Source organism: Streptomyces sp. NRRL F-5650, from assembly GCF_000721365.1.
In the GTDB taxonomy this organism is placed as follows: domain Bacteria; phylum Actinomycetota; class Actinomycetes; order Streptomycetales; family Streptomycetaceae; genus Streptomyces; species Streptomyces ardesiacus.
This window is the reverse complement of record NZ_JOGV01000052.1, coordinates 11,952-33,478: the sequence shown is the minus strand read 5'-3', so window position 1 is coordinate 33,478 and position 21,527 is coordinate 11,952. Positions and strand designations below refer to the sequence as shown.

The 21,527-nt window shown below is 70.9% G+C and carries 15 protein-coding genes and 1 pseudogene; 14 read left to right on the top strand and 2 right to left on the bottom strand.

From position 1 onward, the window contains the following. Positions 1-132: 132 nt before the first annotated feature. The 10 genes from IG88_RS0132640 (at position 133) to IG88_RS0132600 (ending at position 10,204) form a co-directional block, all read left to right on the top strand. Entirely contained in the window at positions 133-1,059 is a 927-nt protein-coding gene (locus IG88_RS0132640; RefSeq protein WP_031049144.1) for a hypothetical protein, read from the top strand. After that, complete coding sequence (locus tag IG88_RS0132635) at positions 1,056-3,236, top strand: hypothetical protein (protein WP_051852157.1); 2,181 nt, start codon at positions 1,056-1,058, stop codon at positions 3,234-3,236. The genes IG88_RS0132640 and IG88_RS0132635 overlap by 4 nt, the downstream gene beginning before the upstream one ends. Further along, positions 3,229-4,113, top strand: a complete 885-nt coding sequence (locus IG88_RS0132630; RefSeq protein ID WP_031049139.1) for a hypothetical protein — start codon at positions 3,229-3,231, stop codon at positions 4,111-4,113. Before IG88_RS0132635 ends, IG88_RS0132630 begins: the two co-directional genes overlap by 8 nt. A gap of 255 nt (positions 4,114-4,368) precedes the next feature. Continuing rightward, on the top strand, positions 4,369-4,614 hold the full coding sequence (locus tag IG88_RS41955) for a hypothetical protein (RefSeq protein ID WP_078861679.1): 246 nt from the start codon (positions 4,369-4,371) through the stop codon (positions 4,612-4,614). Then, a complete protein-coding gene (locus IG88_RS0132625) occupies positions 4,604-6,643 on the top strand; it encodes a hypothetical protein (RefSeq protein WP_031049137.1) in 2,040 nt (679 codons plus the stop codon). Before IG88_RS41955 ends, IG88_RS0132625 begins: the two co-directional genes overlap by 11 nt. A gap of 12 nt (positions 6,644-6,655) precedes the next feature. Further along, positions 6,656-7,390: a hypothetical protein gene (locus IG88_RS0132620; RefSeq protein ID WP_031049135.1), complete on the top strand. Its 735-nt coding sequence runs from the start codon at positions 6,656-6,658 to the stop codon at positions 7,388-7,390. Next, positions 7,387-7,659 (top strand): DNA-binding protein, encoded by a 273-nt coding sequence (locus tag IG88_RS0132615; protein WP_031049133.1) that lies wholly within the window; start codon positions 7,387-7,389, stop codon positions 7,657-7,659. Before IG88_RS0132620 ends, IG88_RS0132615 begins: the two co-directional genes overlap by 4 nt. A 70-nt stretch (positions 7,660-7,729) precedes the next feature. Beyond that, the gene (locus IG88_RS0132610; RefSeq protein ID WP_031049132.1) at positions 7,730-8,782 is read left to right on the top strand and encodes a hypothetical protein; all 1,053 of its coding nucleotides are present in this window, start codon (positions 7,730-7,732) and stop codon (positions 8,780-8,782) included. A 635-nt stretch (positions 8,783-9,417) separates the two neighbouring features. Further along, on the top strand, positions 9,418-9,837 hold the full coding sequence (gene panD, locus IG88_RS0132605) for an aspartate 1-decarboxylase (protein WP_031049131.1): 420 nt from the start codon (positions 9,418-9,420) through the stop codon (positions 9,835-9,837). Between the two features lie 22 nt (positions 9,838-9,859). Beyond that, positions 9,860-10,204: a GNAT family N-acetyltransferase gene (locus IG88_RS0132600; protein WP_031049130.1), complete on the top strand. Its 345-nt coding sequence runs from the start codon at positions 9,860-9,862 to the stop codon at positions 10,202-10,204. Positions 10,205-10,803: 599 nt separating this feature from the next. Here the strand turns inward: IG88_RS0132600 and gndA are convergent. After that, positions 10,804-12,243 (bottom strand): NADP-dependent phosphogluconate dehydrogenase, encoded by a 1,440-nt coding sequence (gndA, locus tag IG88_RS0132595; protein WP_031049128.1) that lies wholly within the window; start codon positions 12,241-12,243, stop codon positions 10,804-10,806. A 295-nt stretch (positions 12,244-12,538) separates the two neighbouring features. Between gndA and IG88_RS0132590 the strand changes: the two are divergent. Continuing rightward, positions 12,539-13,798: pseudogene (locus IG88_RS0132590) on the top strand (transglycosylase family protein); the annotation flags it as partial. On the opposite strand, the gene IG88_RS44635 reads toward IG88_RS0132590, so the two are convergent. Beyond that, positions 13,693-14,982, bottom strand: a complete 1,290-nt coding sequence (locus IG88_RS44635; protein ID WP_234332410.1) for a DMT family transporter — start codon at positions 14,980-14,982, stop codon at positions 13,693-13,695. The pseudogene IG88_RS0132590 and the gene IG88_RS44635 overlap by 106 nt on opposite strands. Before the next feature lie 1,059 nt (positions 14,983-16,041). Here IG88_RS44635 and glgA point away from each other — a divergent pair. The 3 genes from glgA to IG88_RS0132565 all read left to right on the top strand — a co-directional run bounded on the left by glgA (position 16,042) and on the right by IG88_RS0132565 (position 21,281). After that, complete coding sequence (gene glgA / locus IG88_RS0132575; RefSeq protein WP_031049110.1) at positions 16,042-17,205, top strand: glycogen synthase; 1,164 nt, start codon at positions 16,042-16,044, stop codon at positions 17,203-17,205. A 49-nt stretch (positions 17,206-17,254) separates the two neighbouring features. After that, the gene (gene glgC, locus IG88_RS0132570; protein WP_031049108.1) at positions 17,255-18,475 is read left to right on the top strand and encodes a glucose-1-phosphate adenylyltransferase; all 1,221 of its coding nucleotides are present in this window, start codon (positions 17,255-17,257) and stop codon (positions 18,473-18,475) included. Positions 18,476-18,662: 187 nt separating this feature from the next. Beyond that, positions 18,663-21,281, top strand: a complete 2,619-nt coding sequence (locus tag IG88_RS0132565; protein ID WP_031049106.1) for a glycoside hydrolase family 2 — start codon at positions 18,663-18,665, stop codon at positions 21,279-21,281. Positions 21,282-21,527 lie beyond the last annotated feature (246 nt).

The window sequence follows — 21,527 nt, the reverse complement described above, 5'->3', positions numbered from 1 at the left end:
CACATGCTGTACGCGTTCCTGGGGCGGAGCCTTAGCGCCTCCGCTGTGAAGCTTCGACTGGCTGGCACGTCGAACGCCCATGCCACCATCCGGCCCCTGACGGCCGGACGGGACTTCACGGAGGAGTGACACATGCGCGAGTTCTTCAGCGAATCGGCCCAGGGCAGCGCTGGGCCTCACACCCGCAGCCGTGCGCTGCCCGCCTATCGGGGGATCCTGGCCGTGGACGCCAAGGGATTCACGGGGCATCCGGCCATCCAACACGAGACCATCAGCCGCGCCATTCCCGAACTCCTCAGGACTGCCTTGACCACGGCGGGACTTGAGGAGCTCTGGGACGACCGCAAGTTCCCCGCCTCGACCGGCGACGGCTACGTCTTCGGATTCGACCCCGCCCTGATGCCCTTCGTGATTCACCCGCTACTGATCACCCTCCAGGACGTCCTCGCCGACTACAACGTCCTGTCCTACGGCGCCGCACCCATCAGGCTCCGAGCCAGTCTGCACATCGGTCCCCTGCCGGACACCGGCGACGAGTTCAGCGGGAACGGAACGGCGCGAAATGACACGCACCGGCTCCTCGACTGCCGCCCCGTCAAGGCCGTGCTCGCGTCGCACAAGGAGAACATCACCCACCTCGCGGCCATCCTCTCCCAGCGCTGCTACGAGGACGCCGTCGCCAGTGGGTACACCGGGCGTCATCCCGACCACTTCGTGGAGGTGGCCGCGACAGTCGACGGTAAGCCATTCGCCCAACAGGCGTGGATCTACGTACCCCAGCCGTCCGGACCGCTGTACGAGGAGGCGGCCCTGGCCGACCCGGCCGCCGAGAGCCCTCTGCGGGAGGTTGCCCGTCCGCCGGAGACCGCCGGCACGCAGGGCCCTCCTGTGAGCAACAGCGCTCCCCACGGCAACATCAACACGGGTACGGTGCACGGTGGGCAAAGCGTGTCGAACCACAACGTCGCCGGTGACCACGTCGAAGGAAGCAAGGCCCATCGCGTCCGAGGTTTCCAGGGCGACCAGGTCCGTGGCGACAAGTACCAGGGACGACCGTGACGTCGGACGAAGGAGCGGCGCGCGCAGAACTGCCCGGGGCGCACGAGGTGCCACCCGAGGGCAAGTCACTGCGTGCGGAACCGGAGCACGACGTCCACGAGTTGTTCGACGCCATCGGCGGAGCCACCGGTGCCCGAGGTCCGTTCGTGTACGCCCCGAACGCAAACCTCAACGCGGGATCCGTCCACGGTGGTCAACGTGTGTACAACAAGCGGACGGACGACCGGCGGACAGCTCGGGCGGCGAGGGTGCGCGAGGGGCCGATCCCCGAGACCGAGATGCGAGCCGCCGCATTCGGGTTCGCGGAGCCAGAATGGTTCGGGAGCGCCTTGAGCGAGCTGGAAAGGGGGCTGCTCTTCCTGGCCGGCCGACCGGGATCCGGCCGTCGCACCGCGGCGCTCAACCTGCTGCGTGCGTGCTGTGGGGAATCGGCCCCGCTGCGGGCCCTGGACAGCGTCACGGAACTGGACCGTTGGCGGCCCACAGACGCCTCGGCGCGCGGCTACCTCGTGGACGGACTGTTCCCGTCCCGGCCGTTCGGGCCCGGCGTGCTCGGTCATGTGCGTTCCCTGCTGAAGAACACCGGTGCGCGCATGGTGATCGTCCTTCCTGACGACACGGCCCTGCTGCGCCGCCTCGAACAGGACTTGCACGTCACTCCCATCGCCTGCCAACCGCCTGCGGCCGCTTTGGTGTTCGGCAGCCGCTTCGAAGCCTTGGTGCCGGACCAGCGAGAGCGGGAGCGGCTGCTGGCCGCACTGGACCGCCACGAGCTGGGAGAACTCCTGGCTCCTGAGCTGGTGCCGGCTGAGGTAGTCGAGCTGGTCACGGCCATTGTGTCCGCCGACGGTGATGCGACGGCTCTCGGTGACCTCGGGGCGCGGCTCAGCCATCGGGTCGAGCAGGAAGTACCGGAGCTCATCCGCGAGCTGCGCGACGACCCGGACGCGTTGTCTCTGCTGCTGGCCGTCTGTGTCTACGAAGGACTGGACCACCGGATCGTCAGGGAGGAAGCCGACCGACTGATGGCGCTGTCCGAGGGGCGTCTGATGGCCGTACTGCCGGCCACCGATTCGTCGGGCGCCGAGAATGTCGAGCGGCCCAACCCGGACTTCGTCTTCCGGCGTTCTCTGACGGAGCTGCTGCATGCCGTCCGTGCCACCCGGCAGACCCGTGAGATCCGCACGGGGGATGACTACGCGCACAGCGTAGAACCGGTCGTATTCGTCAGACACCGACAGGCCGAGGCTGTGCTCAGACACGTATGGCGTGAGTACGGGACGCTGTCGGACCTGCTCGTCAGATGGCTGAGCGAGGTGCATCGCGACAGCGAACTGACCGAGCCGGTGGGCCGGGTCATGGGGAGGGCAGCCAGCTGGGGAGGTGGACGTCGGGCGCTGCGCCATGTCCAGACCCTCGCCGAGTCCGAGCGCACCACCAGCCGCCTCATCGCGGCACACGCCCTCGGCATCGCGGCCGAGGACCCTGTACTGGTTGCAGAGGTGCGCTATCGACTTCAGCGCTGGAGCCTGGCGGTCAGCCCGCAGCTGAGGACCACGGTGGCCTACGCATGCGGTGCGGAGTTCGGGCTGTCACGTCCCGATGCCGCCCTGCGACTGCTCAGCACCCTCCTGCGGGGTGTACGGGCCCATGACCAGGAGGACGATGGACAAGCCCGGGTCCGCCTGGCAGTGCGGGTGGCGATCCTGCGCCTGTTCCAGGCGGGCAACGAGAAGAACGTGTTCGACCGTCTCATGCAATGGCTGGGCGAGGAACAGGCCGACACGGAACAAGTTCTCTCTTTGTTCGGCCAGTTGATGCAGGACCCACAATGGTTCCAGCACCACCTTGCCGAAGGGACCCGTCAAGGGCGGCTGATTGCGGATGTGATCGGACGGGCGCTGAACACCGACAGCTCCTTCGACCTGACCTGCGCCGCCTTGCTGCGATGGGCCGACTGGGGACGCTGGGACGAGTCGCTGTTCCGCGCGGTGGAGATCCTGTTCACCACTTTGGCCCGATCCATGCAATACGGCGAATTGCGGCTCTTCGTCGAGATGGACCAAGGAGACACCGTCGGCTGGGCCGGGCGGGATATCGCACGGACCGCGCTCGACAGATGGCGCAGCGGCGAACAAGGCGTCATGAGTGACGAGAAGGAGGGACGGCATGAGTGACGAATCGGCCGAGCGCCTCTATCTCCGGACGGTCAGACCGCCCTGGCGGGAAATCCTCAGCCAGCGCTGGTCCGCCGCGACGGACTGGGCGCTCGTACTCAGGGACTCCGCCGGTGACTATTACGTCCTCGGCCGCTGTGGAGACCCCGAAACCTCCGGTGCACATGTGCCGACGCCCGACGAGGCCGCGGCGCCCGCTCTGGGCGGCAGCTATACCGATGTCTTCCGCGTGGACGTGACCGAGCACGTGGACACCCGGGCCGTCGGCCTGCCCACGGTGTACGGCACGGAATCGGTGGACCTGTGGGTGTCGTGGTGGGTGCACGATCCGGTGCGCGTCGTCCGCACGAAGACCCTGCACGGCTGGCATGTGATCCGCACCCATCTCACGCGGGCCCTGCGCTGGCTGGCCGACACACAGACGAGCGCGGGCAACGGGCTCGGGGCTCCGGAGATCATGCAGCATCTCGGTGTGCCGCAGCGCGTGGAGGAAACGGGCCTGAGCTATCGGGTGTTCGACGTCCGTCTTCGGGAGACCGGTGAGGAGCTCCTCCTCGGTCGGCCGGACGACGAGGGAGTCTCCTACTCCTGGACGACCAGCCGGCGTGGCGAGTACGAGTTCTGCCTCCAGGCACTCCACTCCGGCCCGGTCTCGCTGGCAGCGCTCTGGCTGCTACGGCATCCCGATCAGGTCAGGCAGGTGCTGGACTGGTCGGTCGAGCACCAGGACCTGCTGAGCGCGCCGCGCTCCGACTGGCAGGAGGAACTGGCCTCTTTACTCGGCACGCTCTCCGAGCAGGAAAGGAAGGAGATCTCGTACCTTCTGCGTGACCGCATCTCCGCGCTGGGACGTCAGGTTCCCGGTGTGGCCGTCTGATCGAAGAAGCCGCATTCGACGGTCGAATGCACAAACGGGCACGCTGCTTTCACGGCAGCGTGCCCTTCTCATTGTGTCCGTGCTCCGTGTCCTGCTGCGCACCACGCTCCGCATGATCCCGAGCATGTGACAACAGCCACTTCCCGTACGCATTTTGAAAGCAGACGGCCATGCCCGGGTGCGGGAGTCTCAGGGGGCCAGGAATTGACGCAACGAGAACCCCCTCGGGTGTCTCAATCGCTCAGAAAGGACGACATGCGAGCAGAGGAATTCCTGAACGAGAACCGTGTGATCCCGTTTGACCGCCGGCGGCCGGCACCCCTGGCAGAAGGCGACCGCCACGAGGAGTGGGGTGCCGCCGAGCACCCGGAAGCCGCTCCTACCACGGTCTTGAACGCGGAGCGAGGGATCATCAACACCGGCACCGTCCATGGCGGCCAACATGTCACGACCATCAAGTTTTCCGGCCGTGCTCGCAGCGGAGCCGACGGTGACGTCTGAGGTTCTTCGGACCGACGAGCTCGACTCCCTCGTCGTAGCAGCCCTGGCCGCCAGACGGGACATGGTGGTCGTCGCGCCGAACGGTACGGTCAACACCGGCCTGGTGACGGGGGATCAGCGGCAGATCGTGTCCGCTTCGTCGGACGGTGGTCCTCTCGCGGGACCGATGCGACAGGGGCCCGTGCGGGCGAAGGGCCTGAGGGCGGCGAGGCGCCGTTTCGTGCCGCCACCCGGCTTCGATGACGCCCTCGCGGCACTCGACTCCGGTGTCTCCGTGCTTGTCGGAGCACCGGGGACCGGCCGAGAGACACATGCCCTCAATCTGCTGGCCCACGGCAGGGAGGATGCGGTGCTGGTCCAGGTGGACGGGGCCGTCGATCTTACCCGGTGGATGCCGCGCCCGAGAGGAGTGCACGGCTACCTGGTGATGGAACTCGCGGATCCCTTCGCGCTCCGCCCTTGGGACCTCTCCAGGCTGGAAGCACCATTGGCGGAGGCCGGTGCGCGTCTCCTTATTGTGCTGGCGGACGGCCCCGGTCTGCCCACCGCCCTGGAGGACCACCTGGGCACGCCGGTCCTGCACCACGTGCCGCCGGATCCCCGGAAGGTCTTCGCGGCCCACCTCACGGACCTCTGCCCCGACGAGGACAGGCGCTCGCGCTTGCTGCGATCCCTGGGACCGGACCTCTTCGGCGAGTTGCTGCCAATGGAGCTGCCGCCCCGGCTTGCGGCGCAGGCCGCGGACGTCGTGGCCCGACTGGGTAGCGGTGGCGCTTCCTGCGCCGAGGTGCTGCAGGCCCTGGCCCGGGTGGAGGCCCCGGAACTGGTGGGCCGGGCGCGGGAAAACCCCGTACTCCTTGCCCATCTGCTCTCCCTCAGCGTCTACGGCGGACTCGACCACGGTGTTGTCATGGAGCGGGCCGAGGACCTGCTGGCGTCGGCGGGCGTCGGATCGAAGAGGGAGCCCGCAGCGCGGAGCCCGTTCTGTCAGCAGGCCGTGACGGCCGGTCGGCGGCCCATGGCCGAGACCCTGCGTGCCCTGGCGGCGCGACGTACGCGACAGCCAGGGACCGACGCGACGGAGGCCACGGACACCCTGTCATTCTTCTGGCCGGCCGTGGGCGATGCGGTGTGGGAGGTCCTTTGCCGTGAGCACACGGACCTGCTGCCCATGCTGTACCCGTGGCTCGCAGGCACCGGACACGCACCGGACCAGATCGAACGGGCCGGGCGGGCAGCCGCCGCCATGGCCGTGGCGTCCGGCGGGCAGTCCCTTGAGTTCCTGCGATCTCTGGCGCTGGCACAGTGTCCTCCGGCAGTCGAGGTGGCCGCCCGCTGCCTGGGCACGGCCGTCCGCGACGCGGCAGCGGCGGCGAAGGCGGACGACCTACTCGAACAGTGGAGCGCCGCCCCGGAAGCGACCCTGCGGAAAGTGGTCGCGTATGCCTGCCACCCGGACCGCGGCCGGTTCACGGACGGGCAGGCCCTTCGATTGCTGCACAGGCTCATGGAGACGCTGAGCGACGGCGCGGACGACGTTGCCGTTGCCACCGCCGTCGCCGAGGCGCTGGTGCAACGCTTCTCGGTGGGCGACTCCCGGACCAGGAGAACCGTCCTGGGCAGGTTTCGGCACTGGGCCGGCTCCGACGGTGTCCAGGCCCGGTTGGTGGCCCTCATTTTCCCCGCCATGGCGGCGAATGACCTCGCATGGTGCCGCGGTCAGATCCTCGCCGGCGCCGAGACGGCCTCCGGCATGGTCCAACTGATCGGCCACGCCCTCGACGAGTCGACCGCCTACCCGTCCATGCGCGACGTCCTCCTGGCCTGGTGCCGCGAAGCCGCTGGTGCGTCGCGGCCCGATCCGGATCTGGAGGAACTGCTCACGCGCCTGGTGGCAGCCCGGCAGCCCGGCTTCCTCCGATGGCTCCTGGCCGTCGAACGCGGCCCGGACGCCATGCCCGGCAAGGAACTGGCGGCGCGCTTGCTGACCGCGTGGCGCAGTAGGACCCCGGCCACCCCAACGGATTGACCAGGAGGAATTGTGTCGCTTCTCTCTCACCCCAGCGTCTTCACCACTGTCGAACGCCAGCGGGCAGGCCAGTATCCGGTGCCCGAACTGCGGCTCTTTACGGGATCACAAGGAGCGGGCGTTCCCATCGCCCTGGAGCAGGCCCGGGAGATGCTGTACGACCGCTGCGTGGAACCCGCTGTGCGTACCGCCCTGTGGCACCAGATCGCGGAACGCCTGCGTACGGATGCCGACCGCTCCGACTGGCCGTCGGCAGTGGTGTGGTTGGGTTTGCCAGGGCTTCGCCGCACCGCGTTCAGGATCACCTGGTACTTCCGCGCGGAACGAGAAGACGTCGAGGCTGAACTCGTCACGTGCTATCTCGAAGCCCTGACGGAGGTCGGGGCACATACCCCGGACCCCGGAGACCAGGTGTTTCGCTCGGCCTGCTCGCGCGCCTGGTCTGTATTCCGCCGAGCCCGCCCGGAGACGGCTGTGGACGACGTGGAAGGTGTCGGAGGCCTTCCCCTCGACACGGACACGGACACGGACGATCCCTGGCAGGTGGACTACGACCCACCCGCGGGCCGCACCGCGCTCTCGGCCAGTCGGCGGATCACCATCCCCGCCCACCGCGTGGAAGGCGTGCGGATCGGCGCACTCGCACAGGCCTGGGGCCTGGCCGGCACGGCTGCCGGCACCGCGCATTCGGGCCGGGGCAGGCAGGTCGCGACGATCTCCCTGCGGCGGAGCAGGCGGAAAGGGTGAACGACCACGTGGAGACACCTCTCACCTTCCGCGAGATCTTCAACCTGCCGGTCAGCGTGGACCTCAGGACAGCGGCCAGGGCGTTCGGCATGTGCCTGAGCACCGCCTACAGGCTCGTCGCCCGCGACGCCTTCCCCTGTGACACGGTCCGGGTCGGCCGGCGCCACCGGGTGCTCACCGTGGATCTGCTGCGCGCCTTGGGCATCGAGGAGCGCCCTGTCTTCGCCGACGAGATCGCCGACGGCATAGCGCTCACCCTCTTCGACTGATCTGCTCTCCCCTCCGTCGGCCGCCTGGCACCGACGTATCAAGCCAGTGAATCCCTCTGAAGGAGGCGCCATGCCTACCTGCCTCGCCATCGGGGCATCGGCCATTCCCGCCGACCCGCCCGGCCGGTCCGTACCGGACGGGCGACAACGGGCCACGGTCTTCTACGAAGACGTCGTGCGCCCCACGTGTGAACAGCTCGGTCTCACCCTCCTGCGAGCGGACGCACTCACCGATGCCGGGTTGCCCGCGGACCAGTTGCTGCGCCTGCTCACCGAAGTGGACATCGTCGTGGCGGACCTCAGCGGACACAACGAGGAACTGTCTTTCGGGCTGGGCATGCGACACGCACTCGGGCGGTGCACCGTCCACGTCACCCAGGGATCCGTCACTCCTTCCAGAGCGGGCAGGACTCCTTCCATCGAGCTTGCGTCGCACCCGGACGGCGCGCTCACAGCCCGGCAGCAGCTCACGATGCTCCTGATCGATGCCTTACGCGGGGCGGCTGCCGCGGTTGACCCTTCCCGGCCGACGGCGCCACCTCGCGCGGAACCGGGATGTGGGCACGACGACGGGCCCGGCCTGTTCGACCTGGCCGTCGAAGCCGAGGCCCAACTGGAGGTCATTTCGGCGGACATGGCCGACGTGGAGTCCGCCTTGTCGGATCTTGGAGCGATGATGGAGCTGATCGCGGAGGACATGGCCCGCGTCAGCCATCCGGGGGCTTCTATGAACTCGAAGCTGGCGGTGATCAATCGGCTGGCCAAGGCCATCGACGGGCCGGTCGGCGACCTTGAAGCAGCGGCCGAACGCTTCGCGGAGCGCATGGGGGCCGGCGTCGGGGCGTTCGGCGCGTTCCTGGAGTGGGCGGCTGACACGCCGCGTGGCGAATGGCCGGACGGCACGCTGGAGATTCTCAACCAGGTGGCGACAGCTTCCCCGGACATGCAGACCGTGACGATTGGCTTCCAGGAGGTGATGGCACTGATCAACCTGTTCGGTGCTTCCAGCCGGCACCTGCGTGGACCGGCCCGGCGAATCGGTCGGTCTCTGCAGACCTTGTTCCGGAGTGTGACCGTGCTGGAGGAGTGGCAAGGCAGGGCCGAGGCGATCAAGCGGGCTTGACCTCCCTCGTCTTCCGCGGTGCCGGAGGGCCGCCTCGGAGTCTTCCGGGGTGGCCCTTCCGGTAGTCGGCCACGGGCTTCAACGAGGAATCACCCACCGTTCGAGGACATGGCCGGCCCGTCTACAGCTCAGTTCGAGCTCCCTTGCGTGTTGTTAGAAGAAGCCCAGTTTCTTCGGCGACCGCCGACGGAGACCGAAGTGGCGTCGGAGTGGACCCGAAAGCTGATCGCGACGGCCACGGAGTTGCTGAGGAGGGAACGCAATGGATCGCGAGCGAGGCGGACGATGATCGGTGCAGGTGCGCGGCTGAAGAGCCCTGTAGTTACTGCGACGCGGCGGGCTGTGACTGTGCCGGAGTGCGTGCGGATCCTCTGACGCCAGGCAGTTGGCACTCCGGCGCCCAGCCGGTCGAGGCGCTCCTTCAGACGCTCGACATCGACTGGACCGAAGCACGCCGGGGATCCGTCAAGACATTTCCGTCATCCTGACTCGGCGTCAGCAAAGTCAGCAAAGGGTCAGTGTGAGTCCTTCAACAGCTGGCGACAGATGACCGGACACTCCAATCGATGTACCCTCCGGACGACGCCCCTGACCTGCAGAAGCAGGCAGGGAGCAGACCAATCGGGAGTTTCTTCGTGTTTCGTACAGTATTCAAGTCCAAGATCCACCGCGCCACCGTCACCCAGGCCGACCTGCACTACGTCGGGTCCGTGACCGTCGACGCCGATCTGATGGACGCCGCCGATCTGCTGCCCGGTGAGCTCGTGCACATCGTGGACATCACCAATGGGGCCCGGCTCGAGACCTACGTCATCGAAGGCGAGCGCGGCTCCGGGGTGATCGGGATCAACGGGGCCGCGGCACACCTCGTGCACCCCGGTGACCTGGTGATCCTCATCAGCTACGCCCAGGTCGAGGATGCCGAGGCACGGTCGTTGCGGCCCCGGGTCGTGCACGTGGACGGTGAGAACCGTATCGTCGCCCTGGGGGCCGACGCGTCCGAGCCGGTGCCCGGTTCGGACCAGGAACGCAGCCCGCAGGCCGTGTCGGCCTGACGTACCGGTGAGGAGCGTGGCCGTGAGTGACATCGAGATCCGTGACGACCGGTCGGCCGGACGGCTGGAGGCGGTTGCGGACGGGGAGGTCGTCGGACGCGTCGAGTACTTCGTGCTCGACGCACCCGCGCGGGCCCTCGTCCCCGTGCACACGATCGTCGAACCGGCCCACGAGGGCAAAGGCATCGCCGGTTCCCTGGCACGTGAGCTGTACGGCATCGCGCGGCGCGAGGGCGTCACGGTCGCGCCGCTGTGCCCGTACGTCGTGAAGTGGGCCGAGCGGCACCCGGACGAGGCGCCCGCCGCGGACCCGGAGCTGCTGCGCGCGGCGAAGGAGTGGCTCGTGGCGCATCCGGATCGGTTCTGACCGGGGACTGAAGAGAACGTCGAGGGCGCACGTGCGGTGCCGGTGCCGCAGTCGCATGGCCGCGCCGTCGCGCACCTCGTCCCGGGTGCCTTCCCGGGGCGGGGGGGCCACGGCGGTGGCGGCACGGACGTCCGGGCCGCCCGGGCGCCGGGGCTCGTACGGCCGGGTGAGTGGGGTGGCGGCGCTCGGGTAGGCGGGGGACAAGTCCAGAGAGCCGACGTCGACCGACTGGCCGGAGGACAGCGCCATGACGAACCCGTATCCGGATCCCGTACCACCCGGGCCCACCCCTGGTCCCACGCCGGGCCCGGACCCGGAGCCACCGCAGCCGCCACCCGACCCGGCGACGCCACCGGTCCCCGGCCCGGAGCCCACCCCTCCGCCCCAGCCTCCGGGTCCCGGCCCGCAGCCGACGCCGCAGCCCCCCGGGCCGGGGCCGCAGCCGACGCCGCAGCCTCCCGGCCCCGGCCCCCAGCCGCCGCCCGGTCCGCCGGAGCCGTCCCCGTCGCCGATTCCGCCGGGACCCGAACCCGTGCCGAACCCGGAGCCGGGACCACCGCTCACCTGAGGGGCCGGCCGCGGGCCGGACGGGGCGGGGACTACGCGGTGACCTCCGACCGGTCCCCGCCCCACAGCGTGTGGAACGCGCCGTCCCGGTCCGTCCTGCGATACGTGTGCGCGCCGAAGAAGTCCCGCTGCCCCTGGGTCAGTGCGGCGGGGAGCCGTTCGGCGCGCAGGGCGTCGTAGTAGGCGAGGGCGGCGGCGAAGCCCGGCGTCGGCACGCCCTGCCGGGTCGCGGCGACCAGGACCTCGCGCCAGTCGTCCTGCGCGGCGGCGATCTCCTGGGCGAAGGTCTCGTCCGACAGCAGGCTCGGCAGGTCGGGCCGGGCGTCGTACGCGGCGCGGATGCGGTCCAGGAAGGCCGCGCGGATGATGCAGCCGCCGCGCCAGATCGCGGAGACCGCGCCCAGGTCGATGTCCCAGCCGTACTCCTCGCTGCCCGCCGCGATCTCGTGGAAGCCCTGCGTGTACGAGACGATCTTCGACGCGTACAGCGCCTGCTCGACCCGGTCGGCGAAGGCCGCCGCCTCCGCCTCGCCGAGCGGCGACGCCTTCGGGCCCGCCAGGCCGCGCGAGGCCCCGCGCAGCGCCGCGTGACCGGACAGGGAGCGGGCGAAGACGGCCTCCGCGATGCCCGAGACCGGCACACCCAGGTCAAGGGCGATCTGCACGGTCCAGCGGCCCGTGCCCTTCTGTTCCGCCTGGTCGACCACCACGTCCACGAACGGCCTGCCCGTCGCCGCGTCCACGTGCGACAGCACCTCCGCCGTGATCTCGATCAGGTACGAGTCGAGGCGGCCCGTGTTCCAGGTGCGGAAGATCTCCGCGATCTGCGCGGGGGAGTACCCGGCGACGTCGCGCAGGAGCTGGTACGCCTCGCCGATGAGCTGCATGTCGGCGTACTCGATGCCGTTGTGCACCATTTTCACGAAGTGTCCCGCGCCGTCCGGACCGACGTGCGTGACGCACGGCGCCCCGTCCGCCGCCTTCGCCGAGATCTTCTCCAGCATCGGCCCCAGTGACGCGTACGACTCCTTCGAGCCGCCCGGCATGATGCTCGGTCCGTGCAGCGCGCCCTCCTCGCCGCCGGAGATGCCGGTGCCCACGAAGTGGATGCCCTGCTCGCGCAGCTCGCGCTCCCTGCGCCGGGTGTCGGCGAAGTGCGCGTTGCCGCCGTCGATGATCATGTCGCCGGGCTCGAGGAGCGGGGCGAACTCCCGGATCACCGCGTCGGTCGGGTCACCGGCCTTCACCATGATCACCAGGCGGCGCGGCCGTTCCAGCGCCGCGACGAACTCCTCCGCGGTCCCGGCCGCGACGAAGTCGCCCTCGCCACCGAACTCCTCCACCAGCGCGTGCGTGCGCGAGGCGGTCCGGTTGTGCACCGCGACCGTGTAGCCGTTGCGGGCGAAATTGCGGGCGAGGTTGCGGCCCATGACCGCGAGACCCGTGACGCCGATCTGCGCTGCAGTGCTCATTGGGTTGGCTCCTAGTGACCTTGGTGTCGGTGGTGCCTGTGCCGGGTGCCCGCCAGTATCGCCGGTTTCGCCCCTCGACCATGCTGACGTGCCGGTACGCCGGTCGCACTTCCTGCTCCAGGTCTCTCTTACGGGCGCGCGGGGCTGCCCGTCTCAGCGGGCGCACGCCCCATCCGGCCAACGGCCGTCTCTTCCCGGCCAGTCGGCGCGTCCAACCGGCCGGTTGCCGTCTTGTCATGGCCTGTTCGCGGCGCTTACTTTTGCCGCTCCTGACGCAATGTCGAGGGGGACCTCCATGGCCGTACGCGGCCGGCACCGCCGGTATCAGCCGAACAGGATCAACCGCGCCTCACTGACCGTCACGGCGGGGGGCGCCGGCCTGGCCCTCCCCCTCGTCGGCACCGGCACGGCCCAGGCGGCCGACGCGGCGACCTGGGAGAAGGTCGCCGCCTGCGAGTCCACCCACGACTGGGACATCAACACCGGCAACGGCTACTACGGCGGGTTGCAGTTCACCCAGTCCACCTGGGAGGCCTTCGGCGGCACGCGGTACGCCCCGCGGGCCGACCTCGCCAGCAGGGAACAGCAGATCGCCGTCGCCGAGAAGGTGCTCGACGCGCAGGGGCCCGGGGCCTGGCCGGTGTGCTCGCAGCGGGCCGGGCTGACCCGCGGCGGTGACACTCCCGACATCCGGCCCGCCGGGGGAGCGGGGGCGGAGCAGAGCCGTGAGAAGCCCCCCGGTGACAAGCCCACGGCGGGCACCGCGCGGAAGACCGGCTCGGTCAAGGACGTGCAGCCGCAGACCACACCGCAGTCCCGGGCGGGCAAGGCCCGTATGTACACGGTGGTGACCGGCGACACCCTCTCCGGCATCGCCGACGCCCACGAGGTCCGGGGCGGCTGGCAGCGCCTGTACGAGGCCAACCGGGGGGCGATCGGATCCGATCCCGACCTGATCCTGCCCGGCCAGCGGCTGTCCCTGCGCGGCGAGAGGGCGGCCAGGGCGTCCGGTGCCCCCGTCGGGAAGCAGGCCGAACGACAGAAGCAGGCGAAGCCGCAGCAGCCGGAGCGGAAGCAGCAGGAACAGGCCAAGCCGCAGCAGCCGGAGCCGGAGCAGCAGAAACGGCAGGAGCCGCAGAAGGCGCCGAAGAAGTCGTCCTCCGGCAGCGCCACCACCCGCCAGGCCGTCGTCGCCCCGGTCGACGCCGCCACCGGCACGCCGTACCACAAGACGGGCTCCTCCTGGTCCAAGGGCTACCACACCGGAGTCGACTTCCCGGTCCCCACCGGCACCTCCGTCAAGTCGGTCGCGGCCGGCCGGGTGGTCAGCGCGGGGTGGGGCGGTTCGTACGGCTACCAGGTCGTGGTCCGCCACGGGGACGGCCGTTACTCCCAGTACGCGCACCTCTCGGCGATCTCCGTGAAGTCCGGCCAGTCGGTGGGGGTCGGTCAGCGCCTCGGGCGGTCCGGCTCCACCGGCAACGTCACGGGCCCGCACCTGCACTTCGAGGTGCGGACCGGTCCCGGCTTCGGCTCGGACGTCGACCCGGCGTCGTGCTCCTCCTGGGCGGGATCGGAGGTGGGGGCGGGGGCTGTGGCCGCCGCGACCGGCGAGGCCACGGGGGACGGCACGAGTATCTTGGCCGGCGGCCGGGCCTCCGGCACCGACGTGACCGGCTCCGACACCGCCACCGACGTCTCCGGCACCGGCAGGGACCGTACCCGTCCGGCCGGCATCGGCTCGTCGGCCGTCGCTCCGGCCGCCACAGGTTCGGTCACTGCCGTGCTGACCGCCGTCGCCCCGGCCGCCGTCGCCCCGGCCGCTGTCGGGTGGGCCGCCGCCCCGGCCTCGGCGGACGCCGGGGCATCCCCGTCCGGAGCCGCGGCGGCCTCGTCGCCCGTGCCGCCCTCCCGGGCGATCCGCTCCGTCGTCAGCATGATCAGACCGCCCGCGGCCACCACGCCGCAGCTCAGCGCCAGCGCCGTGCCGGTCGTGCCGTAGCGGAAGGTCTCGCCGAACATCGTGATGCCGACGACGGCGGCCACCACCGGGTTCACGACCGTGAGCGTGGCCAGCGGGGCGGCGAGACCGGCGCCCCGGTAGGAGGCCTGGGACAGCACCATGCCGGCCGTGGCGAGGACGCCGATCACGGCCAGCGACGGCAGGTCGGCGGCGGACACCCCGCCGGTCCAGTCGACCGCGACCGTCTTGGTGAAGACCGAGGACATGCCGAAGGCGATGCCCGACGCCGTCGCCAGCAGGATGCTGCGGACCGCCGGGTGCCGGTGCACGGCCCGGCCTGCGATCATCAGCGCCACGACCGCGCCGCCGGTGACCAGCGCCGCCCCGGCCCGCTGTGCCATGTCGAGCGACTGCGCGTGCGAGGCACCGACCAGGGACAGCAGACCGGCGAGGCCGACCGTGGCCATCACCGCGCCCCGCCAGGCGGTCGCACCGGCCCTGCGGCCCACGAAGAGCGCCGCCATGGGCAGCGCGAACACTATGGTGAGCGCGCCCAGCGGCTGCACCAGGCTCAGCGGGCCGAGCGCGAGGGCGACGACGTGCAGCAGACCGCCGAGGCCGTTGAGCGCGACCGCCGCCCACCAGCCCGGCCGGCGCAGCGGAGCGTACTGAGCGCCGGGCGACGACACCGCGACCTGCTCCTGCACGATCGCTCCGCCCGCGTACGCCACCGCCGAGACCAGCGACAGGAGCACGGACAACGCGAGGGCGCTCATCGGCTGCTCCTCTGCGTGAGGCGGGGGCGCTGGGCCCGGCGCGGCGAACGGTCGTCATCCATGGACAACACGATGCCGTCCCGGGGTCTTCCCGTCGTCGTCCCTGAGCATTCTTCGCGTCCTACTGCCGATGGAGTACGACGGCCCCGCCGTCCTCCCCTGGGTGGGCGACTTCCGGCCCCCCACCCCAGGTCCGGCGCCCCCGAGGGCCCTGTCAGTACTGCTCCTCGTGCACCTCGCCCGGCCTCGCCGCCCTCCGCCCGCTCGGCGGGTTCAGCGGCCTGCACACGCCGACGCCGTCGCGGCCCGGCCGGGCCGGGCACCCCCGTACCGCTCGCGCACGCCTGCCCGCCCGGCCGCGCTCACGGCCCCGGCTCCGGCGCGCGCCGGGCCCCGGACCCGAGCACGAGGACGACGCGTCGGACGGGCACCTCCCGGCCGAGGCGGACCCGTTGGGCTTCCGGGTACGGAAGGTCGCCGCCGCACTCGGCGCCGACGAGACCCGCGTCGCCGCCACCGTGGCCCACCAGGGCCGGGGCCGCCCGCCTGTGCTCGGTCGCGCCGGCCTGCGCCGCCCGCCTCGGCGCGGTGCCCGACCTCGACCCGCGCCTGCCGCGGGGAACGCGGTCACCCTCGCGGAGGCCGTACTCACCGCCCGTACTCACCGCCCACCTGGCGTCGCCCACCGCGGCCGTGCGCACCCGCTACGGCGTGACGGCCGCCCTGCTGCGGGGCGACGCGGCCTCAGCCCCGGCCGGCGCCGGACGCGAACCGGAGCGCTGGGCTCGCCGGGAAGGCCGCGCGGACACCGCCGCCCACGTCCGGGCGCCGACCGCCGGACTGCTTGCCCACCGCCTGCTCGCCGGGGCCGGATGCCTCGCCGCCACCCCCGCGGGCATCTCGTGCCGGCGCCGCGGTTGCTGCTCCACTACCGGCTGCCCGGGGCCGGGGTCTGCGACGGCTGCTGCTTCGACCGCGCTCCGGGCGCACCGCGCTCTTCCCCCGGCGCCCGCTCTGGGTGACCATGAGGGCACCAGCCGCCGAGACGGGAGGTTCCGGGTGCGCGTGGGACTGCTGACCCGTGAGTTCCCGCCGGACGTGTACGGCGGCGCCGGAGTCCACGTCGAGTTCCTCGCCCGGGAACTCGCCCGCCTCGTCGACCTGGACGTGCACAGCTGGGGCGAGGGACGCACCGACGGCGTGCTGCGGCACCGTCCCTGGCCGGTGCTGGACGGCGCCAACGACGCGCTGCGCACCTTCTCCGTGGACCTCGCCATGGCCGCCGCCCTCGAAGGGCGCGAGCTGGTGCACTCCCACACCTGGTACGCCAACCTCGGCGGCCACCTCGCCAAGCTCCTGCACGGCGTCCCGCACGTCGTGACCGCCCACTCCCTGGAGCCCCTGCGCCCCTGGAAGGCCGAGCAACTCGGCGGCGGCTACGCCCTGTCCGGCTGGGCCGAGCGCACCGCCGTCGAGGCGGCCGACGCGGTGGTCGCCGTGTCCGGCGCGATGCGCGAGGACGTCCTTCGCTGCTACCCGGCGCTCGACCCCTCCCGGGTCCACGTCGTGCACAACGGCATCGACACCCGCCTCTACCGGCCCGACCCCGGGACGGACGCGCTGGACCGGATCGGTCTGGACCGCTCCCGCCCGTACGTCCTGTTCGTCGGGCGCATCACCCGCCAGAAAGGCGTGCCCCACCTGCTGCGCGCGGTGCGGGACATCGATCCGGCCGCGCAGGTCGTGCTGTGCGCCGGGGCCCCGGACATCCCGGAGATCGACCGGGAGTTCCGCGACCTGTTCGCCGGGCTGAGCAGGGCCCGCGAGGGCGTGCACTGGCTGCCGCGCATGCTGCCGCGCTCCGAGGTGATCCAGCTCCTGAGCCACGCCGCCGTCTTCGTCTGCCCGTCCGTGTACGAGCCCCTCGGCATCGTCAACCTGGAGGCGATGGCCTGCGCCACCCCCGTGGTGGCCTCCCGGGTGGGAGGCATCCCCGAGGTCGTGGCCGACGGCGAAACGGGGGTACTCGTCGGGTACGAGGGTGCCGGGGACGACGACTTCGAGGCGGGTCTCGCACGCGCGCTGGACTCCGTCCTCGGCGACCCGGACGCCGCCCGGCGGATGGGCGAGGCGGGCCGGGCACGCGCGGTGGAGGAGTTCGGCTGGGACGCGGTCGCGCGTCGCACCGTCCGGCTCTACGAGGAGATCCTCAAGCGGGCTTAGGCCGCCCCGCCCGGGGCGGCCGGGGTGAACGAGGGTGAGGGGAGCGGCCATGCGTCGTGGAGGTCCTTCGGTGCTCGGCATCGTCCTGGCGGGCGGGGAGGGCAAGCGCCTGATGCCCCTGACCGCGGACCGCGCCAAACCCGCGGTCACCTTCGGCGGCACCTACCGGCTGGTCGACTTCGTGCTGTCCAACCTGGTCAACGGAGACATCCTGCGGATCTGCGTGCTCACCCAGTACAAGTCGCACTCCCTGGACCGGCACATCACCACCACCTGGCGGATGTCCAGCCTGCTCGGCAACTACGTCACCCCGGTCCCCGCCCAGCAGCGCCTCGGCCCGCGCTGGTTCCTGGGCAGTGCCGACGCGATCCTGCAGTCCCTGAACCTGGTCCACGACGAACAGCCGGAGTACGTGGCCGTGTTCGGCGCCGACCACGTGTACCGGATGGACCCGCGCCAGATGCTCGCCCAGCACGTCGAGTCCGGTGCGGGGGTCACCGTCGCCGGGATACGGGTCCCGCGCGCCGAGTCGCCGTCCTTCGGTGTGATCACCCCGGGTTCCGACGGGCAGACGGTCGCCGGTTTCCTGGAGAAGCCCGCCGACCCTCCCGGCCTCGCCGACGACCCCGGGTGCGTCTTCGCCTCGATGGGCAACTACGTCTTCACCACCAAGGTCCTCGTCGAGGCCCTGCAGCGGGACGCCGAGGACGCGAACTCCGTGCACGACATGGGCGGTTCGATCCTGCCCCAGCTCACCGACCGAGGCGAGGCGGCGCTGTACGACTTCAGCGCCAACCACGTGCCCGGGGAGACCTCCCGGGACCAGGGCTACTGGCGGGACGTGGGCACGCTCGACGCCTACTACGACGCCCACATGGACCTGATCGCCGAGCGGCCGGCGTTCAACCTCTACAACCGGGACTGGCCGGTCTACACGCACTCCACCCAGCTCTCGCCCGCCCGCTTCAACGCCGGGGGCATCGCGGGCGAGTCGATCGTCAGCGCGGGCTGCCTGATCCGGGGGCAGGTGACCCGGTCCGTGCTCTCGCCGGGCGTGGTGGTCGACCCGGGTGCGGTCGTGCAGGGCTCGGTGCTGCACGACAACGTGCACATCGGCCGCGGCGCGGTGGTGCGCGGGGCGGTGCTGGACAAGAACGTACAGGTGCCGCCGGGGGCGACGATCGGCGTCAACCCGGAGCGGGACGGCGAGTTGTACACCGTCTCCAAGGGCGGCGTGATCGCGCTGGGCAAGGGGCAGCGGGTGTCGTGAGGGAGGGAACGACGGCCCCGGGGCGCGCGGGAGACGCGATCCGCGTGCGGAGCCCGGGGCCGTTGTCATGTCCCTGGACGTCAAGCGGAATCCGTGTTGTCATGCCACTGCACATCCGCCGTTACATCGATGTATGACATCGATGTCCTGAGCCATCGGCCACCACCCGTTCTCGAGGAGAGGGTCAGTGCGCACCAAACGACTCAGAGACAGACTCGCGCTGTTGCTAGCCGCCGCGCTCGGCGCCGCGGGCCTCGCCGCCGTCCCCGCCGCCCACGCGGCCGGGGCCGACGACGCCGCGGAGATCCACGGCCTGAAGGGCGAGTACTACACCCAGTCCGCCCCCGGCGCCTTCGACTTCCACGAACTCAAGGCCACCGGCTTCGATCCGCAGCTCGACTTCGACACCCTGGAACCGCGACTCGCCTTCGCCACCGGGCAGTCGGACGACGTGAGCGTCCGCTGGACCGGCAAGCTCGTCCCGGAGAAGACCGGCGCCCACACCTTCTCGATCACCGGCGACAACGGCTTCCGCCTCTGGATCGGCGGCCAACTCGCCATCGACCACTGGGTCGACGACTGGGACCGCGAACAGACCGCCGAACCGGTCGAGCTGACGGCAGGCCAGTCCTACGACTTCAAACTGGAGTACTTCGAGCACTACGGCGGCTCCAACCTCCACCTGCGCTGGACGGAGCCCGGCGGCACCAAGGAGGCGGTCCCGCAGTCGGCGTTCCGCCTGCCCGACGGGTTCGACTACAACGGCGCGACGGCGACCACCGTCCAGTCCACCGGCCGTACTCTCAAGCTCGACTTCGCCGGCCCCCTCGCCGCACCCCCGGCCGGACTCGCCGACCACCTCGAAGCGGTGATCGGCGGAGCCGCGTGGCCGCTCGGCGAGGCCAAGCTCGACCCCGCCGACCCGAGCGCCCTGCTCGTCGCCCTCGACCAGCCCGTCGTCGGCAACAAGAACGGCGACGCCCCCGGCACCGCCGACGTCCGCTACGACGGCGAGGGCGGCCTCACCGACGCCGGGGGCAACGTTGTCAACGCCTTCTGGAGCAGCGGCGGCAACAAGTCCACCTATGAGCTGCGCACCGACTGGGCCGACGAGGTCGGGCCGGACAACGCCCTCCCCGAGTACCCCCGCCCGCAGTTGACGCGCGAGGACTGGCAGAACCTCAACGGACGCTGGCAGTTCGCCGCCGCCGAGGCCGGCGAGCAGCCGCCGGTCGGCAAGAACCTCAAGGAGCGCATCCTCGTCCCGTACCCGGTGGAGTCGCAGCTCTCCGGCATCCAGCGGCACGAGGACCGCATGTGGTACCGCCGCACCTTCACCGTGCCCCGCGACTGGCACATCGGGTCCTCCCAGCGGCTGAAGCTGAACTTCGGCGCCGTCGACTGGCAGTCCGAGGTGTACGTCAACGGCGTCAAGGTCGCCGACCACAAGGGCGGTTACGACAAGTTCAGCGCCGACGTCACCGACGCCCTCAAGCCCGGCCGCACCCAGGAACTGATCGTCGGCGTCTACGACCCGACGGACGCGGCGGGCGGCGAGAACCCGCCGCTCGGCAAGCAGCGCCTGGACCCGAGCGGCATCTGGTACACGCCCAGCTCCGGCATCTGGCAGACCGTGTGGATGGAGCCGGTCGCCCGGGACCACGTGGACTCGCTGAAGCTCACCCCGCACGTCGACGGGGCGGCGAGCACCCTGACCGTCGAGCCGAAGGGCGTGCGCGACGGCGTACGCGTCAAGGCCACGGCGTACGCCGGGCACCGCAAGGTCGCCACCGTCAGCGGACGCACCGGCGAACCGCTGACCCTCAGGATCCGCGACCCGCGCCTGTGGTCGCCCGACGATCCCTTCCTGTACGACCTGGAGGTCACCGTCGGACACGACCGGGTGGAGAGCTACTTCGGGATGCGCTCCGTCGCCGTCGACAAGGTGAACGGTGTGCCGCGCACCCTGCTCAACGGCGAGCCGGTCTTCATGATGGCCACCCTCGACCAGGGCTTCTGGCCCGACGGGCTGCACACCGCGCCCACCGACGAGGCCCTCGCGTACGACCTGAGGCTGCACAAGCAGCTCGGCTTCAACTCGGTGCGCAAGCACATCAAGGTCGAGCCCGACCGCTGGTTCTACTGGGCCGACAGGCTGGGCCTGCTGGTGTGGCAGGACATGCCCGCGATGACCGCCGGGAAGAACCCGTCCACCGCAGCCCGCGCCCAGTACGAGCGCGAGATGAAGGAGATGATCGACGAACACGTCAGCCACCCGTCGATCGTCATGTGGGTCACCTTCAACGAGGGCTGGGGCCAGTACGACATCGGCCGCGTCGCCGAGCAGGCCAAGACCTGGGACCCGACCCGGCTCGTCAACAACCAGTCGGGCCTGAACCTCGGGGCCGACGGCGGCGCCGGCGACATCATGGACGAGCACGGCTACCCGAGCCCGGCCCTGCCACCCTCCCCGGACGGCCGGCGCGCCCTGGTCGCCGGCGAGTACGGCGGTCTCGGCCTCGCGGTGCCCGGCCACGCCTGGTCGGTGCAGCAGTCGTACGTCGACGTCGATCCGCAGACGTACACGGACGACTACCTCACCAAGCTCGACGAGGTGCGCGCCCTGGTCTGCCGGGGCGGCAACGGCGCCGTCTACACCCAGATCTCGGACGTCGAGGGTGAGCTGAACGGTCTGACGACCTACGACCGCAAGGTGCTCAAGCCGGACGTCGAGCGGGTGAGGGCGGCCCACGAGGCGCTCATCCACGACGCGTCCCAGCCCGTCCCGGCGGGCTGCGCCGCCTGACCGCGCGGCACGACCGCCTGCGCGGGCGGATGCGCCCGGTCGGCCCGCAGCCGTCCGGGTGGGGAACCCCGGCGCGGGCGGTCCCGCCGCTGACGGCGTGAGCCGAGGTCAGCACGGACGCACCACGAGTCACACCAGTCCCGCCCCGGTCGAAAGGGGCGGGACTTTAATCGCCCGTTAACCGTGCGTAGCCTGATCGTGCTTGACCGTAATCGACGGAAGGGGATTGACTGCTGATCCACCCGT

Bases quoted from the DNA above. Each gene is read 5' to 3' on its own strand.
- IG88_RS0132640 (WP_031049144.1), top strand. From the start codon at position 133: ATGCGCGAGTTCTTCAGCGAATCGGCCCAGGGCAGCGCTGGGCCTCAC.
- IG88_RS0132630 (WP_031049139.1), top strand. From the start codon at position 3,229: ATGAGTGACGAATCGGCCGAGCGCCTCTATCTCCGGACGGTCAGACCG.
- IG88_RS41955 (WP_078861679.1), top strand. From the start codon at position 4,369: ATGCGAGCAGAGGAATTCCTGAACGAGAACCGTGTGATCCCGTTTGAC.
- IG88_RS0132610 (WP_031049132.1), top strand. From the start codon at position 7,730: ATGCCTACCTGCCTCGCCATCGGGGCATCGGCCATTCCCGCCGACCCG.
- gndA (WP_031049128.1), bottom strand. From the start codon at position 12,243: ATGAGCACTGCAGCGCAGATCGGCGTCACGGGTCTCGCGGTCATGGGC.
- IG88_RS44635 (WP_234332410.1), bottom strand. From the start codon at position 14,982: ATGAGCGCCCTCGCGTTGTCCGTGCTCCTGTCGCTGGTCTCGGCGGTG.
- glgC (WP_031049108.1), top strand. From the start codon at position 17,255: ATGCGTCGTGGAGGTCCTTCGGTGCTCGGCATCGTCCTGGCGGGCGGG.